Genomic DNA, 16,330 nt, shown 5'->3' with positions numbered 1-16,330 from the left:
TTAGGCAGATGAAAGGGAATAAAAAAAATGTTAGTTGGTAAACAAATTCCTTTTTTTTCTTGTTAGTTTCATGTATTCTTATTACATTTGTGATACAAAAATATTAGCCGTATCGACTGGATCGGGAAACTCTTCAAATTAATCTGATGCACCGAGAAAGCTTCGTTCTTCAATGGCGGGCCACATCCTTCGGGACAGCTTTAAGCCGGTGGATTACAAAGAGGGCGAGCGCTCAAATCTTGTTCTATCAGAGTTTCATCACATCGTCGATGCGGCTTTTTTATATACTTTTCTATGATATTCTATTTCTCCGGTACTGGTAATTCTAAATGGATTGCGAATCAGCTTTCCAAAGAGCAAAAAGAAGAATTGGTTTTTATTCCCGATGCGTTAAAGAACAGAACGCTGGAGTTTTGTTTGCGGGAAGATGAGAAGATCGGTTTTGTATTTCCTATCTATTCGTGGGCACCTCCTGAAATTGTACTTAATTTTATTCGACAACTCTCTTTAAAGGGGTATAAAGGACAATATTTGTTTTTTGTTTGTTCTTGTGGGGATGATACCGGGCTTACACAGCAAGTGCTGGAGAAGGCTTTGAGTAATAAAGGCTGGAAGTGTCATGCCGGCTTTTCTGTAACTATGCCCAATAATTATGTGCTGCTTCCCGGTTTTGACGTAGATAAGAAAGAGCTGGAGGAGAAAAAACTGGCAGATGCTATTCCGGCTGTCAATCAGATTAATGCTTCAATAAGTAGGAGGGAGGAGTTGTTTCTTTGTCATGAAGGGAGTATTCCTTTTATTAAGACGAGGATTATCAATCCTTTATTTAATCGCTTTCAGATGTCCCCGAAGAATTTTTATACTACGGATGCTTGTATTGGATGTAAGCGTTGTGAGAAGAGTTGTCCGGTAGGGAATATCATGATGATGGACGGAAAGCCTGTTTGGGGAATGGATTGCACCTCATGCCTGGCATGTTATCATGTTTGTCCGCAGCATGCGGTGCAATATGGAAAAAGAACGAAAGATAAAGGGCAGTATTTCAACCCTAATTAATCTATTCGTCTTTGATTTTAATGCAGCAATTGGATAGGTCTTCAATGATAGCCAGGCTTTCTACTCTGACGCCTTGCTCCTCGAGTTTTTTACGCCCATTTTGGAAGGCTTTTTCAATAATGAATCCCATTCCTACCAAATTTGCTCCGGATTGCTTGATGAGGTCAATAATGCCTAATGCGGCATTGCCATACGCGAGGAAGTCATCCACGAAAAGGACATTGTCGTTTGGAGTGAGGAAATCGGCGCTGATAACGACTTCATAATCACGATCTTTGGTGAATGAGTGCACAGTGGTGCTTAGTGCATTCTGGATGGTTTTAGGAGACTTTTTCTTTGCAAATACAACTGGTAAATCCATCAGGTAACCTGTCATGATAGCCGGGGCGATGCCGCTGGCTTCGATTGTCATAATCTTATTTACGTTTGTGGCTGCGAAACGGCGGACAAACTCGACTCCGATTGATTTCATTAGGACAGGGTCCATTTGATGATTAATAAAACCGTCTACTTTCAGGATACCTCCTTCGTAGCATTTTCCGTCTTGCAAAATTCTCTTTTTAAGTAATTGCATGCTGTATGATATTAATTAATAATGTGCTAATATTCCATCCCGCATGGTGAAAACAGCGGTTGGTATATTAGCACATGGATATTTAAATCGTTACTTGTTGTCTCTTAAGTCTTTCACCCGGACGGCTTTTCCTTCGCTTTGCGGGAGAGAGCCTTTCTTTACCAGTTTAACTTTAGGAGTCACCAATATTTCATCCTTCAATTGGCGGGTGATATCCTTGCGGATCTTCTCCAGTTCAATATAATTGTCAGTAGAAAGGTCGCTTAATTCTACTTCGACGATCATTTCGTCTTGGTTGTTGACCGTTTCCAGCGTAATCAGGTAGTTGCTGCCTAACTCGGGGAATTGTACGAGAATCTTTTCTACCTGCATCGGGAAGATGTTTACTCCCTTGATAATGAACATATCATCACTGCGTCCCTTGATGCGGTCGATACGGATATGGGTGCGGCCACATGGGCATTTTCCGGGAAGGATACGGGTTAAATCGCGGGTACGATAGCGAATTAACGGCATCATTTCACGATCAAGAGTCGTAAGTACTAATTCTCCGATTTCGCCTTCCGGAACAGGTTCGCCTGTTTCCGGGTCGATAATTTCTACCAGGTAACAGTCTTCCCAGAAGTGCATTCCATTCTGTTCCTGACATTCGAAAGCAACACCGGGACCGTTCATTTCTGTCATACCGAAGCTGTTGTATGCTTTTACGCCCAGCATCTTTTCTATTTTCCGGCGTTGTTCGTCGGTATGAGGTTCGGCACCGATAACCAAGGTTTTCAGTGTGGTTTCTTTGGGGTCGAGTCCTTCTTCCTGAAAGACTTCTGCAAGGCGGATGGCATAGCTGGGGATAGCATGTAAAGCGGTGGTCTTAAAGTCGTTGATGAATTTAATCTGTCGTTTACTGTTTCCTGCAGCGGCAGGGACCGTCAGGCAGCCCAAGCGTTCTGCACCGTATTGGAAGCCTAAACCTCCTGTAAACATACCATATCCGGAGCTGTTTTGGAAAACGTCAGTCTTGCGTATTCCTACTGCGTACAGACAGCGGGCTACCAGATTGGCCCAGGAATCGAGGTCGTGTTGTGAGTGAACAATAACAGTAGGGTTTCCGGTGGTACCACTGGAAGAGTGAATACGTACGCCATCATTGCTCATATCACCTGCCACCAGTCCGAACGGGTAGTGGGCGCGCATGTCAGATTTGGTAGTGAAAGGTATTTTGCGGATATCATCCAATGACTGTATGCTATCTGCTGTGATGCCATGTTTGCTGAAAACTTCTTTGTAATATGGAGCGTTCGCAGCTATATTAATTGTTTTTTTAAGCCGTTGAAGCTGCAATTCCTGCAACTTCTCCCGGCTCATGGTTTCTAGTTCTTCTTCCCAGTATTGTGTACTCATGGTAATGCCTTTTATTGCATTAGCTTTTCCGCAATTTCTTTGCCGGCTGCCAATGCTTTAAGATTCATTTCTACAATTGCTTCTCCCTTACGCAGGAAGATTTCACGGATGCTGTCTTGCACTTTTTCGTAATCAATGCCTAGGAATGGGATTGTCGCTCCCAGTAAGACAATGTTGGCAACGCGGGCGGAGCCTACTTCTTTTGCCACTTTGTCTACGTTCAATACTATCTTATGAGGCAGTTTGTCGATTTCTGCCATTACTTTGTCTGTTTCCGGATAATTGGGGATGTTGACAAATGGAGTTTCGTTAGTCACCAACCAGCCGGTAGGGCTAAGGTAGGGGAGGTAACGCAATCCTTCCATCGGTTCCAATGAGATGATGAGATCGCATTTTCCTGATGGGATCAGGTCTGAAGCAATCGGCTGGTCGCTGATACGGAGATTGGATTGAACATCTCCTCCGCGTTGGCTCATTCCGTGTACTTCCGCTTGTTTCATGTATAATCCTTCTTTCAAGGCAGCTTTGCCGATTACTGTGGCAATGGACAGAATTCCCTGTCCGCCGACTCCTGATAATATAATGTCTTTTTTCATGGCTTACTTACTTCTTTTTTTGCGTGCTAATGTCTGGATACACTCTCTGCGTGGGATAATGACAGATACACCACGATATTCGATTTCTTCGCGAATGATTTGCTTCATCTCTTCATAGTTCTTCTTCAATGGAGTAACTACACGGATATGAGCCGGATCTACTCCGATACCTGCACAGATCGCTTCAATACGTCCGGTTCCGGCAGAATCCTGTCCACCTGTCATGGCGGTAGTTTCATTGTCGGAGATGACGATGGTTACACTGGCGTTCTCGTTCACGCAATCTAATAGTCCGGTCATTCCGGAATGGGTGAATGTTGAGTCACCGATGACAGCTACGGCCGGGAAAAGACCTCCGTCAGCGGCACCTTTTGCCATCGTGATGGAAGCACCCATGTCCACACATGAGTTGATTGCATTGAAAGGAGCATTTGCGCCTAATGTGTAACAGCCGATGTCGCTGAATACTTTATGGGATGGATATTCTTCTTTTAGAACTTCGGTCAGCGTGATATACATATCGCGGTGTCCGCAGCCTTCGCAAAGTGCGGGCGGGCGCATTTCTACAACAGAAGGAATACCGAATTCCGATTTATTCTCTTTGCCTACGGCACGGGCTACAGAGTCCGGATTTAATTCTCCGTCCTGTGACAGAGTACCGTCGAGGCGTCCTTTTACTTTAACGCCGATACCCAGATAGCCTTTCAATTGTTTTTCAACAAAGGGTTGTCCGTCTTCCAGAACGAGGATTTCGTCACAAGACTCGATCAATTGATGCAATTGTTTTTTAGGCAATGGATATTGGCCGATTTTGAGTACTGGATATTCGCAACCTTCCGGATAGTTTTCCATCAGATAATTGTAACCGATGCCACAAGCTACGATGCCCAGCTTTTTGTTAGGACCGTCTGTGTATTTGTTATAAGGTGATTCTTCTGAGGCTTTGATAAATTCGTCTTGACGGGCAAGCAATACTTTGTAGCGTTTGCGGGCGTTTCCCGGCAACAAGATGAACTGACGCGGATCTTCGCTGAAAGAGATGCTGTTCTGTGGCTTTTGTTCTTTGCGTTCTACTCCTGAACGGGAGTGTGCCAGACGGGTTACCATACGCATCAGGATCGGTTCGCCTAGTTTTTCTGAGAATTCGAAGCCGCTGTATACCATATCATACGCTTCCTGCTGATTGCTGGGTTCGTACATTGGTATCAGTGAGAAATCTCCGTAGAAACGGCTGTCCTGTTCGTTCTGCGAGGAGTGCATACTGGGGTCGTCTGCGGCTATCACAATCAATCCGCCTTTCACGCCTGTGATGGCAGAGTTGACGAAACAGTCGGCAGCTACATTCATACCTACGTGTTTCATGCAAACTAATGCCCGTTTACCTACGAAAGACATACCCAAGGCAGCTTCCATCGCTGTTTTTTCATTGGCACACCAACGGTTGTGTATATTCTGTTCGGTCGTTATAGGGGCCATTTGAATATATTCCGTAATTTCAGTTGAAGGAGTACCCGGATAGGCATAAACGCCTGAAAGTCCGGCATCCAGTGCAGCTTGTGCAATGGCTTCATCGCCAAGTAAGAGTTGCTTGCTCATATCTATTTCTTTTATTTAGTGTTGATCACAGTTTGTTAATCTATCGGGCAAAGATAGGCTTTTCCGTTCGTTTTATCACAAATTTACTTGAAAATCTTTCTTTCATTCAGGGCTTTCCAGTATTTTCTTGCATTTGCCATGTGGTCGGCGTAATTGGAGGCAAAGTTGTGAGTTCCGGAAAAATCTTCTTTGGCGCACATGTAGATATAGTTATGTTTGGTATAGTTCAACACGCTGTCTATTCCCTTTTTAGAGGGGATACGGATGGGACCCGGCGGTAGTCCGGTATTGATATAGGTGTTGTAGGGAGAATTGACTTTTAAATGCTCGTTGGTGATTCGGCGCAAACTGAAGTCCTGCAGGGCAAATTTGATGGTGGGATCTGCCTGTAAGGGCATATCTTGGTGTAATCGGTTGATATACAATCCGGCTACCATTGGTTTTTCTTCGTTGTTGTTGGTTTCTTCTTCAACGATGGAAGCAAGAGTGCTGACTTCTTCCGGTGTCATGCCGATGGCAGTAGCTTGCGCCAAGCGATCTTTATTCCAGAAACGTTTGTGTTCGCTCTTTATTCGTTTGAAGAATTCGTCTACGCTCATGTCCCAATATACCTGATAGGTTTCCGGTATGAAAAGGCTGGGGAGTGTTGTGCTGGTATATCCCATTTGAGCTTGGAAAGTAGAGTCGAACAGTTGGCTGGCGATTTCGGCAGAGTCTATCATGAGCTGCTTGCCGATGCTTCGTGCTAATCGGTCTAATGTCCGGACACTTCCGATAGTAAGGTTCATAGGTTCCTGATAACCTCTGGAAAAACGGCTATATACATGATAGACATTGTCATTAGGACGAATGGCATAACGACCGGTATGTATGTTCTGATTGAAATCCTTGTATTTTGCCATCCACTGGAATCCGGTGAACTTATTGACATGCCCGAATTCTTTTATTTTATGGTAGATAGAATCAGCCGTATCATCCCGGTCTATATAGATATATACGGTTTTAGATGGATGAAATTGGGGAGCAAACAGATAATAATAGAGAGTGCCTCCTGCAATTGCGCAAAGGAAAAATGCTCCGATTAGAATTGACAATAGAATGTTTCTCTTTTTTCTCTTCATCTTTTGAGGTCTATTTAAAAAGTTCGCCAAAGATAAAAAGAATTTGGATAGGAGTGCTCTCTTTTTAAGATGAATCCATTCTTTCACGTTGCATTTGCCTTACTTGATTAACTCTGTTGCTTATTGTGTCTCTTGGCGTTCATTGTAATTGTCTTCTTGCTTCCAGAGTAGTTTCACTATTCCCATATATTGTGGGACTATTTTCCCGCAATATGAGAGAATGTTTTCCCATAAAATAAGAGAATACTTTCCCACAATATGTGGGACTAAGACAATCTCTTGACGTTACAATGTGAAACTATTGAGAGTAATACAACAACTCCCTTTTATTGAAGTGAGAGTCTGTTTGTAACTAGAATGCCATTGGCACAGGAAAATGAATTCATTTCAGCGAAACGAGTTTTGCAAGTTAGTTCGGCCACAGAGAATAATTAATGTCTGCTTCTATTTTGTTTTCTATCTCATCGGGCAGAGGCGCAAAGAAATCCATGTTAGTCAGACTCTCAATGCTATCTATTGTTACTGCATAGGATGATAGAGGTTCTACCGCCTGCTCATTGTTGAATAAGAAACCGATAGCCCGCATCGGCTTGACAAAAGGAGAAAGGACTACTTTAAAAAACTTTTGAGGTACTACGACTTTATTCTTTCCGATTGTTTTGGGATGTTTTTCTATGATAGGTCCACATATAATAATAATGGCGCTGTCCGCTATGGCCCAATTCCGGATCTTTTCTTCCAGGTTTTTCCATCCTCTTCTATTTAGTTGTGGGTGTTGTGGACACATATTGCTGAAATAGAATGATTCTTTCATGGCTTCAGGGCTCCATTTCATATCTGCGGCGGGAGCCATATGACCTTTGTCATATCCTGAACGGGTGTAATCGGCATTCGTCGCAATCGGACCTGTCACTAATGGGTCGGCAATAAAACGATTACCTCTTTTTTCTTTTCCTTTGGTTTCTTTCCTGGTTAATTCGTAAGAAACCCAGTTGGGGATTTTTAAATCTTTGTTGTATGATACCGTATATCCGCTATGTCGGATGATTTGTTCTTGCCGGGGAATTAGTGATATGGGTGTCTCCAGATCCTTACCGGGCGGAATTTGAAAGGAAGCGTCAGTTAGCGGTTCGTTATTTTTTTGGATATTAATCTGCTGGCAATACAAATAAACACCAAAAAGAATAGGAATGAGCACAATAATGGCAATGATACATCCTAATCTATTATTAGAGCGTGATTTCTTTTTGAATAGTTTTCTGTTTTTACCTTTTTTATTTCGATTCATTGATTGGCTGGTGATGACAGGTTTGTTTTATTCTTCTTTTCTCATGCTGAATTCACAACCGCAGTATTGTTGGTTGTAAAAGTTGTATTCTTTAATGATGGCAATGCGTCGTTCGCTAAGTCCCCCTTTCCGCCAATTCTGTTCCCAGTATGTGACATCCGGGTAAGAAGCGGTAGCATATTGTCCGGCTTCATTGATCTGCTCCAGGCTTTTCCAACGGCTGGAGGCAAGTGTTGTGGTAATTACAGAGAAACCATGTTCATGTGCGTAACGGGCTGTCTCCAATAAACGCAGTTTAAAACAACGCAGGCAACGTCCTCCTCTTTCGGGTTCCTGCTCCATTCCAGCTATGTGGCATCGCCAGGTTTCATGATCGTAATCAGCATCTATGATCTCCAATCCCAATGATTGGGCATAGCGCGTGCATTCTTCTTTTCTTATAATATACTCTTCCTGCGGATAAATATTAGGATTGCAATAATAAATAACGGGGGTGATATGATGTTGCATCATACATTCAATAATGGCTGATGAACAAGGAGCACAACAAGTATGAAGTAAGACTTTGTCGGCTCCTCCCGGAACTTCAAGTTGGAATTTCTTTTTCATGCTGTAAAGTTAGTACATATTTATGATACGAGTCAATGGTTTATGCTTTATTCAGAATAGTTTTTTTAGTATCTTTGTCCAGTCAAGTTTATAACAGATCAATAATGGATGAATTAAATTGCGGGCAAGAAGAGCAATATGCAGGCCCGGAGAAGAAAAAAAGTACTTCGAAAATTGTAAAGAGAACTTTAGTGGTGGCTGCATTAGCTTTGGCGGTATATGTTGTATATTCCGTAGTTTATTTATTTGTTTCGCCTGATCGTAATATTCAGCAAATTTATCTCGTTCCTGAAGATGCTGCGTTTATCATTCAATCATCAGCTCCGATTGAAGATTGGGAAAAGTTTAGTGGAAGTGAAACATGGCAATGTTTGAAGAAAGCGAAATCTTTTGAGGAAGTAACGAAGAGTGTAGAGAAACTCGATTCGGTTGTCAAAAGCAATAAAGTGTTGTTGTCACTTGTTGGTGAACGGGATATGCTTATTTCGCTTCACAAGACCCGTGCCACAGCGTGGGATTTTCTGCTTATCCTGGATATGCAGAAAACATCGAAGATGGATTTATTGAAAGACCAGGTGGAAACCGTATTGGTTATGAGTGGTTTCACTGTCACTAACCGGATGCATAACGGTATTAATATCCTTGAAATGCGTGATCCTGAAACAAGGGACATTTTCTATATTGCATTTGTAGATAATCATTTGGTGGGTTCTTATACATCCGGGCTTGTCGAGTCGGCTATTGATTCGCGTAATAAACCTAAAATCGGACTTGACCAGTCTTTTATTGAAACAGAGAAGCTGGTTTCCGGTAAGGGGCTTGTCAGAGTCTTTATTAATTATGCGCGCGTACCTCAATTTATGTCTATTTATCTAGGCGCAAGAAACGAATACATTGATCTGTTTAGCAATTCGATGAATTTTGCCGGACTCTATTTAAATACGAATAAGGAGAGGATGGAAGTGAAAGGGTATACGTTGAGAAAAGATTCTGCCGATCCTTATGTCACTGCTTTATTGAATTCGGGAAAGCATAAAATGAAAGCGCATGAGATTCTGTCCGGGCGTACGGCTCTTTATACGAATATAGGTTTCAATAATCCGGTAACTTTTGTGAAAGAGTTGGAGAATGCGTTGCTGGTTCATGATAAACAATTGTATGATTCTTTTCAAAGTTCCCGGAAAAAGATAGAAGGGTTATTCGGGATATCATTGGAAGAAAACTTCTTGAGTTGGATGTCGGGAGAGTTTGCTATTACGCAATCCGAACCAGGCTTGTTAGGACATGATCCCGAACTAATTCTGGCTATCAGGGCTAAAAGTATAAAAGATGCCCGTAAGAACATGGAATTTATTGAAAAGAAGATTAAGCGGCGCAGTCCGGTTAAGATTAAGACAGTCAATTATAAAGATTTCGAGATTAACTATGTCGAAATGAAAGGCTTTTTCCGCCTGTTCTTTGGAAAACTATTTGATAAATTTGAAAAGCCATATTATACTTATGTCGATGATTATGTAGTTTTTAGTAATAAGGCTGCGTCTTTACTTTCTTTTGTGGAAGATTACGAGCAGAAGAATTTATTGAAAAATAATCCGGGATTTGAAAATGCGCTTTCATATTTGAAGTCAAGTTCTACCATATTCTTATATACGGATGTGCACAAGTTTTATTCCCAGCTGAAGCCTATGATGAATCCTGCCACATGGAATGAGATACAATCCAATAAAGATGTTCTGTATTCGTTTCCTTACTGGACTATGCAGGTTATAGGAGATGGACAGTCGGCTTCTTTGCAATATGTGATGGATTACAGTCCATATCAGCCGGAGGAGGTCGTTGCCATTGCTACCGATGAAGACGACAAGGAAATGAGTGAAGATGCTGAAACTGAAAAAGAACAAATGAGCGAATTGAAGCGTTTCTATGTCGAAAAGTTTGAAGGAAACGTTTTGAGGGAGTTTTATCCGGAGGGAGCGTTGAAGAGTGAAGCGGAAGTAAAAGAAGGGAAACGCCATGGTCGTTACCGTGAATATTATGAAGATGGGACATTGAAACTTCGTGGAAAGTATGCAAATAATAAACCGAAGGGTACATGGAAGTACTATACTGAAGACGGAAAATTTGAGCGCAAAGAAAAGTTCTAGATTGCGTCAACAAAAGTTGATTTAAAAATTAAGCTCAAAAAAATAATCGGATTCTTTTTGTTTTCTCAAATAAAGCTGTAATTTTGCACGCCGTAAACGAGAGACAAACGCCGCTATAGCTCAGTTGGTAGAGCAACGCATTCGTAACGCGTAGGTCGCCAGTTCAAGTCTGGCTAGCGGCTCTCAAATTAGAACGCTGATTATTAATTAATAATCAGCGTTCTAATTTTTACAGGATTCCCTATTCTTATTTCAAAAGGGAAATCCTGCGTATGTAATAGATGTGAAATATAAAAATGTAATCTATGTTGAGTCGTATTATTGTTTTGGTCATCGCCGGAGTAGCCGTAGTCTATATCGTTCGCTTTATAGATAACTTTTTCTCCCGGCATAGAAGATAAAACTAGCTTTCAAACATTCTGCTGCGTGCCAGCATACAAGCGCCAACGATACCGGCTTTATCTTTCAACTTAGACGTGATGATGGCTGAATCTTTATTGACCAGATTTAGAGAGTACTTGCGTACGGCTGTTTTTATGGGTTGGGTGATATAATCACCGGTTAAAGATAAAGTTCCACCTATAATGACCAGTTCCGGGTTGAAAATATTGATTAGTCCGGCAATCTGTTTACCCAGTTTCTGCCCGATTTCTTCTACGATTTCAATACAAAGCAGGTCTTCTTTATTCACAGCGGCAATTATCTCATCAAGAGTGATCGGGTTTTCCTCTGTGGCGATTCGTGTAGATAAAATGGAACTTTCCCCACTTTGAATACGCTCCAATAAAATACGATGAAGTGCCGAGCCGGAAGCTTCTGTTTCCAGGCAACCTTTTTTTCCGCAATGGCAGATTATTTCATTATCATAAGCACTCATGTGTCCAAATTCACCGGAGAATCCGGATTTTCCGGTATAAATCTTACCATCAATGATAATTCCGATACCTACTCCCCAGCTTACATTCACGAAAATGATATCTTTTTCTCCTTTCACGCAGCCTTGCATGTATTCACCATAAGTCATGGCACGCGTGTCATTATCGACAGTTACTTTATATCCCAATTTCTCGGATAATACATCTGCCAACGGCCTTTCTTCGAAATTGAACTGGCTGAAGCTATATCCTGATTCAGGATTTACACGCCCCGATACATTTACATTAATATTTAAGATCTTCTCTTTATTAATAGTGAGTTTCTTTATAAAATTGAGAATATGTTTGCATAACTCATTCATCCCTTCGATTGAATTCTCAAACTTATAAGGTATATTCATTTTTAATTCTACCATATCGCCTTTGAAATTTATCAGTCCGATATTGACGGCGAATCTTTTGATGTCTACACCCAAAAAGTAACCGGATTCCGGATTAAGCCCATAGAGGTTGGGATGGCGTCCGCCACTAGTCTCCAATTTGCCATAATCATTAATATATCCATCATCACACATTTCACCGATAAATTTGGTGACGGTTGGTACACTTAAATCCAGTTCTTTTGAAAGATCGGGAATTGTAGAACTTCCATTATATATATAATGTGTAATAATCCTCTTTTTGACGAGAGCGCTTTTAGAGCCCTTTTCTATTTCTTTCAAGAATTGTTGGTTCATAACTATGCATATTTGGTAAATCATACAAAGATAATTAATTTTTTTATTAATGCGTGGTTTTGAGGCCTTGAAAATTAGAATATCTTGAATGTTATATTCCCTATATACTATGTAATGGATTTATATATAGGATAATATAGCTATGGACAATCGTGGATATAATAAATGAGATAAGATGATTTGTGAGGTAATTCCCCCTTCTATTAATTAACAATGCGGGAAATAATGATTTTATTAATAAAATATTTTATTATCTATTGTTTATTTAATAAATATAGCTATATTTGTGCCGTGATATTATTAATAAAAGTCTATATCCTTAAATGAATTTAATATGAGAAACTATTTTTTAGGCCTGTGTTTATTTTTTGCATTGTGTTTCACGGCATGCTCTCATTCAGATGATTCTGTTGATGTGCTAATTATTGGTGGAGGTGCTAGTGGGGTAACTGCTGGTATTCAGTCTGCTCGAATGGGGGCTGCGACATTGATAGTAGAAGAAACAGAATGGCTGGGTGGGATGCTCACTTCTGCAGGTGTAAGTGCTGTTGACGGAAACTATGATTTACCGGCAGGCTTGTTTGGTGAGTTTCGCGGACGTTTGGCAGATTATTATGGAGGGCTTGATTCTCTAAAAACCGGTTGGGTGAGTGCAGTGTTGTTTGAACCTTCAGTCGGAAATAAAATTTTCCATGAAATGGTTGACGCGGAGAAAAATCTAAAAGTATGGCATAATGCTACTTTGGTAAAGTTGGAAAGAGAGAATGATGCTTGGATTGCTCAAATTCAGATGAAAGATAATACAATCAAAAAAATACATGCTAAAATATTGATTGATGGTACTGAATTGGGGGATATAGCAAAAATGTGCGGGGTGAAATATGATATCGGTATGGAAAGCCGTCATGATACAAAAGAAGATATTGCTCCGGAAGAGAAAAATAATATAGTTCAGGATATTACATACGTAGCAATCTTGAAAGATTATGGTAAAGATGTGACTATTCCTTGTCCTGAAGGATATAATAAGGATGAATTTGCTTGTGCTTGTGCCAGTCACGTTTGTATCACGCCTAAAGAACCGGATCGTGTATGGTCTAAAGACATGATGATAACTTATGGAAAACTTCCTAACAATAAATACATGATTAATTGGCCGATAGAAGGCAATGATTATTATGTAAACTTGATTGAAATGACCCGTGAGGAACGTGAAGAAGCCCTGAAATATGCAAAACATTATACGATGTGTTTCGTTTATTTTCTGCAACATGAATTAGGTTTTAATACATTGGGTTTAGCTGACGATGAATATCCTACAGCCGACAAATTACCATTTATTCCTTATCATAGAGAGTCTAGGAGAATACATGGATTGGTGCGCTTTAATCTAAATCATGTTTGTGAACCGTTCAAACAGTCCCAACCTCTTTATCGCACTTGTATTGCCGTAGGAAATTATCCTGTGGATCATCATCATACCCGTTATCATGGATATGAAGAATTACCTAATCTTTATTTTCATCCGGTCCCTTCATACGGTTTGCCTTTAGGAACTTTGATTCCTAAAGATATTGAAGGGTTGATCGTTGCTGAAAAATCAATATCCGTTTCTAATATAATTAATGGTACTACTCGCTTACAGCCTATGGTAATGCAGATTGGACAAGCAGCGGGAGCATTGGCAGCTCTTGCAGTGAAAGATAATAAAAGTATTAGCGAGGTGTCTGTTCGTGAAGTACAAAATGCAATATTGGATGCGAAAGGATATTTATTGCCTTATTTAGATGTTGCAATAGATCATCCGATGTTTAAATCGTTGCAACGTGTAGGTTCTACAGGAATTTTGAAAGGTATAGGTGAAAGTGTTGATTGGGCTAATCAAATGTGGTTCAGAGCAGATACATTGTTATTGGCGAATGAACTGGAAGGGTTAGGTGATGTTTATCCCTATGTCAATAAGCAGGTTATTGAAGGTAATAATACTATATCAATTCAGAAAGCTACAGAGATGATAGGAGAGATTGCCGAAAAAGAAGGTATTGAATTGAAAGAAGGTAGAGTAGAAGAGATATGGAATGAATTTGATTTGAAGAATTTTGATATGAATCGAGATATTCTACGAAGTGAAATGGCGATTTTGATTGATCAGATATTAGATCCTTTCAATAATAAAAAAGTAGATATTACAGGACAGTATATTCAATAGGTAATAATATAAATGTTAACTGCTGTTTTAATTAAACTAATATGAAAACATTAGATCGAAGAGATTTTCTGAAAAAAGCTACATTGGCTGGTGCGTCAGCTTTGGCGGCACCAACTTTGTTGGAATCTTGTACTTCAAAAGCTAGTGCCAGTACAGTAGTGGCAACTGATGGTTTGGAAAGTAAACTCATTGTTCCTAAAAACAATGGATTAAAAATCACCGGAACTTTTTTGGATGAGATTTCACATGATATTCCACACCAAAACTGGGGTGAGAAAGAATGGGACATGGATTTTCAGCATATGAAGAATATAGGAATTGATACGGTAATAATGATCCGTTCGGGTTATCGTAAATTTGTCACTTTTCCTTCTCCCTATCTGCTGAAGAAGGGATGTTATATGCCTTCTGTTGATTTGGTAGATATGTTTTTGCGTTTGGCTGAAAAGTATGAAATGAAATTCTATTTTGGACTATACGATTCGGGTAAATATTGGGACACAGGGGATATGACCTGGGAAGTGGAAGATAACAAATATGTAATTGATGAAGTTTGGGAAAATTATGGTTCCAAGTATAAAAGTTTTGGAGGATGGTATATCAGTGGTGAAATAAGCCGGGCAACGAAAGGTGCGATTGGCGCTTTCCATGCATTAGGAAAACAATGTAAGGATATATCTAATGGATTGCCGACTTTTATATCGCCTTGGATTGATGGAAAAAAAGCAATCATGGGAACGACAAAAATGACTAAAGAAGATGCCGTTTCTGTACAACAACACGAAAAAGAATGGGATGAAATTTTTGATGGAATTCATGATGTGGTAGATGCATGTGCATTTCAAGATGGTCATATTGATTATGACGAATTGGATGCGTTCTTTTCTGTCAATAAAAAATTAGCAGATAAGTATGGCATGCAATGCTGGACAAATGCCGAATCTTTTGACCGTGATATGCCTATTCGTTTTCTACCCATTAAGTTTGATAAACTTCGGATGAAGTTGGAAGCAGCCAAACGTGCCGGATATGATAAGGCTATTACTTTTGAATTTTCTCATTTTATGAGTCCGCAATCAGCCTACCTGCAAGCTGGTCATTTATATGACAGATATAAAGAATATTTTGAAATAAAATAAATGTTATGAAGTCTACAATCAATTTTGGTTATCTTATATTCCTTTCTGTTGTGGCAGCATTGGGAGGATTCTTGTTCGGATATGATACTGCAGTTATATCGGGAACAATTGCCCAAGTGACTCAACTTTTTCAATTAGATACGCTACAACAGGGATGGTATGTAGGATGTGCTTTAGTAGGCTCTATCGTAGGTGTCCTTTTTGCAGGAATCTTAAGCGATAAGTTAGGAAGAAAACTTACGATGGTTATTTCAGCTGTATTGTTTTCCACATCAGCCTTAGGATGTGCTCTATCAGCCGATTTTACCCAATTGGTGGTTTATCGGATTATAGGTGGAGTAGGAATAGGGGTTGTGTCCATTGTTTCTCCTCTTTATATATCAGAACTAGCTGTAGCGCAGTATAGAGGACGCTTGGTGTCATTGTATCAGTTGGCTGTAACAGTTGGCTTTTTGGGAGCTTATTTAGTTAACTATCAATTATTGGCATGGGCGGAGAGTGGTACTCAATTAAGTGTGGACTGGTTGAATAAAGTATTTATTACTGAAGTATGGAGAGGGATGTTGGGTATGGAAACATTGCCGGCAATCTTATTTTTCATTATTATATTCTTTATTCCGGAAAGTCCTCGTTGGCTAATTGTAAGAGGTAAGGAATTGAAGGCTGTAAATATACTAGAGAAGATATACAATTCAATGACAGAAGCAAAAAGTCAATTAAAAGAAACGAAATCTGTACTTATCTCTGAAACGAAATCAGAATGGTCGTTATTGATGAAGCCTGGAATTTTCAAAGCTGTCATTATTGGTGTATGTATTGCTATTTTAGGATAGTTTATGGGTGTGAATGCAGTGCTTTATTATGGTCCTTCTATCTTTGAAAACGCAGGACTTTCAGGAGGAGATTCTCTTTTTTACCAAGTTCTGGTAGGACTAGTCAATACATTGACCACCGTTCTGGCTCTTGTCATCATCGATAAGGTGGGCCG

Annotated in this window: 12 protein-coding genes, 1 tRNA gene and 1 pseudogene; 6 read left to right on the top strand and 8 right to left on the bottom strand. The window is 40.1% G+C overall.

All coding sequences use genetic code 11. The annotated features are described in order from the left end of the window. The first annotated feature begins 294 nt into the window (after positions 1-294). Positions 295-1,056 (top strand): EFR1 family ferrodoxin, encoded by a 762-nt coding sequence (locus I2I04_RS21720; RefSeq protein WP_195473150.1) that lies wholly within the window; start codon positions 295-297, stop codon positions 1,054-1,056. 1 nt (position 1,057) lies between these two features. Here I2I04_RS21720 and xpt read toward each other — a convergent pair whose 3' ends face one another. From xpt to I2I04_RS21685, 7 genes are all read right to left on the bottom strand, one after another. Further along, entirely contained in the window at positions 1,058-1,630 is a 573-nt protein-coding gene (gene xpt, locus I2I04_RS21715) for a xanthine phosphoribosyltransferase (RefSeq protein ID WP_004311456.1), read from the bottom strand. A 90-nt stretch (positions 1,631-1,720) separates the two neighbouring features. Next, entirely contained in the window at positions 1,721-3,028 is a 1,308-nt protein-coding gene (locus I2I04_RS21710) for a phenylacetate--CoA ligase (protein ID WP_195655857.1), read from the bottom strand. 11 nt (positions 3,029-3,039) lie between these two features. After that, positions 3,040-3,624: an indolepyruvate oxidoreductase subunit beta gene (locus tag I2I04_RS21705; protein ID WP_143257450.1), complete on the bottom strand. Its 585-nt coding sequence runs from the start codon at positions 3,622-3,624 to the stop codon at positions 3,040-3,042. 3 nt (positions 3,625-3,627) lie between these two features. After that, complete coding sequence (locus I2I04_RS21700; RefSeq protein ID WP_004313250.1) at positions 3,628-5,220, bottom strand: thiamine pyrophosphate-dependent enzyme; 1,593 nt, start codon at positions 5,218-5,220, stop codon at positions 3,628-3,630. Between the two features lie 83 nt (positions 5,221-5,303). Further along, positions 5,304-6,341, bottom strand: coding sequence for an endolytic transglycosylase MltG (mltG, locus tag I2I04_RS21695; RefSeq protein WP_195473152.1), 1,038 nt, complete (start codon positions 6,339-6,341; stop codon positions 5,304-5,306). A 409-nt stretch (positions 6,342-6,750) separates the two neighbouring features. Continuing rightward, complete coding sequence (locus tag I2I04_RS21690; protein WP_195473153.1) at positions 6,751-7,629, bottom strand: DNA/RNA non-specific endonuclease; 879 nt, start codon at positions 7,627-7,629, stop codon at positions 6,751-6,753. Between the two features lie 27 nt (positions 7,630-7,656). Then, a complete protein-coding gene (locus I2I04_RS21685) occupies positions 7,657-8,238 on the bottom strand; it encodes an epoxyqueuosine reductase QueH (protein WP_143257454.1) in 582 nt (193 codons plus the stop codon). Positions 8,239-8,342: 104 nt separating this feature from the next. Here I2I04_RS21685 and I2I04_RS21680 point away from each other — a divergent pair, with 104 nt between their 5' ends. Beyond that, positions 8,343-10,382 carry a toxin-antitoxin system YwqK family antitoxin gene (locus tag I2I04_RS21680; protein WP_143257455.1) on the top strand — a complete coding sequence of 680 codons (2,040 nt, stop codon included), beginning with the start codon at positions 8,343-8,345 and terminating at the stop codon, positions 10,380-10,382. A gap of 109 nt (positions 10,383-10,491) precedes the next feature. Continuing rightward, positions 10,492-10,564, top strand: a tRNA-Thr gene (locus tag I2I04_RS21675). Positions 10,565-10,785: 221 nt separating this feature from the next. Here I2I04_RS21675 and I2I04_RS21670 read toward each other — a convergent pair. Continuing rightward, the gene (locus I2I04_RS21670) at positions 10,786-11,994 is read right to left on the bottom strand and encodes an ROK family transcriptional regulator (RefSeq protein WP_143257456.1); all 1,209 of its coding nucleotides are present in this window, start codon (positions 11,992-11,994) and stop codon (positions 10,786-10,788) included. Positions 11,995-12,328: 334 nt separating this feature from the next. Here I2I04_RS21670 and I2I04_RS21665 point away from each other — a divergent pair, with 334 nt between their 5' ends. The 3 genes and pseudogenes from I2I04_RS21665 to I2I04_RS21655 form a co-directional block, all read left to right on the top strand. Then, the gene (locus I2I04_RS21665; protein ID WP_195473155.1) at positions 12,329-14,203 is read left to right on the top strand and encodes an FAD-dependent oxidoreductase; all 1,875 of its coding nucleotides are present in this window, start codon (positions 12,329-12,331) and stop codon (positions 14,201-14,203) included. Between the two features lie 41 nt (positions 14,204-14,244). After that, positions 14,245-15,342, top strand: coding sequence for a DUF4434 domain-containing protein (locus tag I2I04_RS21660; RefSeq protein ID WP_143257458.1), 1,098 nt, complete (start codon positions 14,245-14,247; stop codon positions 15,340-15,342). A 5-nt stretch (positions 15,343-15,347) separates the two neighbouring features. Next, a pseudogene (locus I2I04_RS21655) lies at positions 15,348-16,330 on the top strand (sugar porter family MFS transporter); the annotation flags it as partial.

The organism is Bacteroides sp. 1001136B_160425_E2, from assembly GCF_015559655.1.
In the GTDB taxonomy this organism is placed as follows: Bacteria; Bacteroidota; Bacteroidia; order Bacteroidales; family Bacteroidaceae; genus Bacteroides; species Bacteroides luhongzhouii.
The sequence above is the reverse complement of the archived record's forward strand: the minus strand, read 5'-3'. Positions and strand labels throughout refer to the sequence as shown.

What these genes read in the sequence shown, in the direction of transcription:
- mltG (WP_195473152.1), bottom strand. Translation starts at nt 6,341, where the DNA reads ATGAAGAGAAAAAAGAGAAACATTCTATTGTCAATTCTAATCGGAGCA.
- I2I04_RS21665 (WP_195473155.1), top strand. Translation starts at nt 12,329, where the DNA reads ATGAGAAACTATTTTTTAGGCCTGTGTTTATTTTTTGCATTGTGTTTC.
- I2I04_RS21660 (WP_143257458.1), top strand. Translation starts at nt 14,245, where the DNA reads ATGAAAACATTAGATCGAAGAGATTTTCTGAAAAAAGCTACATTGGCT.
- I2I04_RS21685 (WP_143257454.1), bottom strand. Translation starts at nt 8,238, where the DNA reads ATGAAAAAGAAATTCCAACTTGAAGTTCCGGGAGGAGCCGACAAAGTC.
- I2I04_RS21705 (WP_143257450.1), bottom strand. Translation starts at nt 3,624, where the DNA reads ATGAAAAAAGACATTATATTATCAGGAGTCGGCGGACAGGGAATTCTG.
- I2I04_RS21710 (WP_195655857.1), bottom strand. Translation starts at nt 3,028, where the DNA reads ATGAGTACACAATACTGGGAAGAAGAACTAGAAACCATGAGCCGGGAG.
- xpt (WP_004311456.1), bottom strand. Translation starts at nt 1,630, where the DNA reads ATGCAATTACTTAAAAAGAGAATTTTGCAAGACGGAAAATGCTACGAA.
- I2I04_RS21720 (WP_195473150.1), top strand. Translation starts at nt 295, where the DNA reads ATGATATTCTATTTCTCCGGTACTGGTAATTCTAAATGGATTGCGAAT.
- I2I04_RS21700 (WP_004313250.1), bottom strand. Translation starts at nt 5,220, where the DNA reads ATGAGCAAGCAACTCTTACTTGGCGATGAAGCCATTGCACAAGCTGCA.
- I2I04_RS21670 (WP_143257456.1), bottom strand. Translation starts at nt 11,994, where the DNA reads ATGAACCAACAATTCTTGAAAGAAATAGAAAAGGGCTCTAAAAGCGCT.
- I2I04_RS21690 (WP_195473153.1), bottom strand. Translation starts at nt 7,629, where the DNA reads ATGAATCGAAATAAAAAAGGTAAAAACAGAAAACTATTCAAAAAGAAA.
- I2I04_RS21680 (WP_143257455.1), top strand. Translation starts at nt 8,343, where the DNA reads ATGGATGAATTAAATTGCGGGCAAGAAGAGCAATATGCAGGCCCGGAG.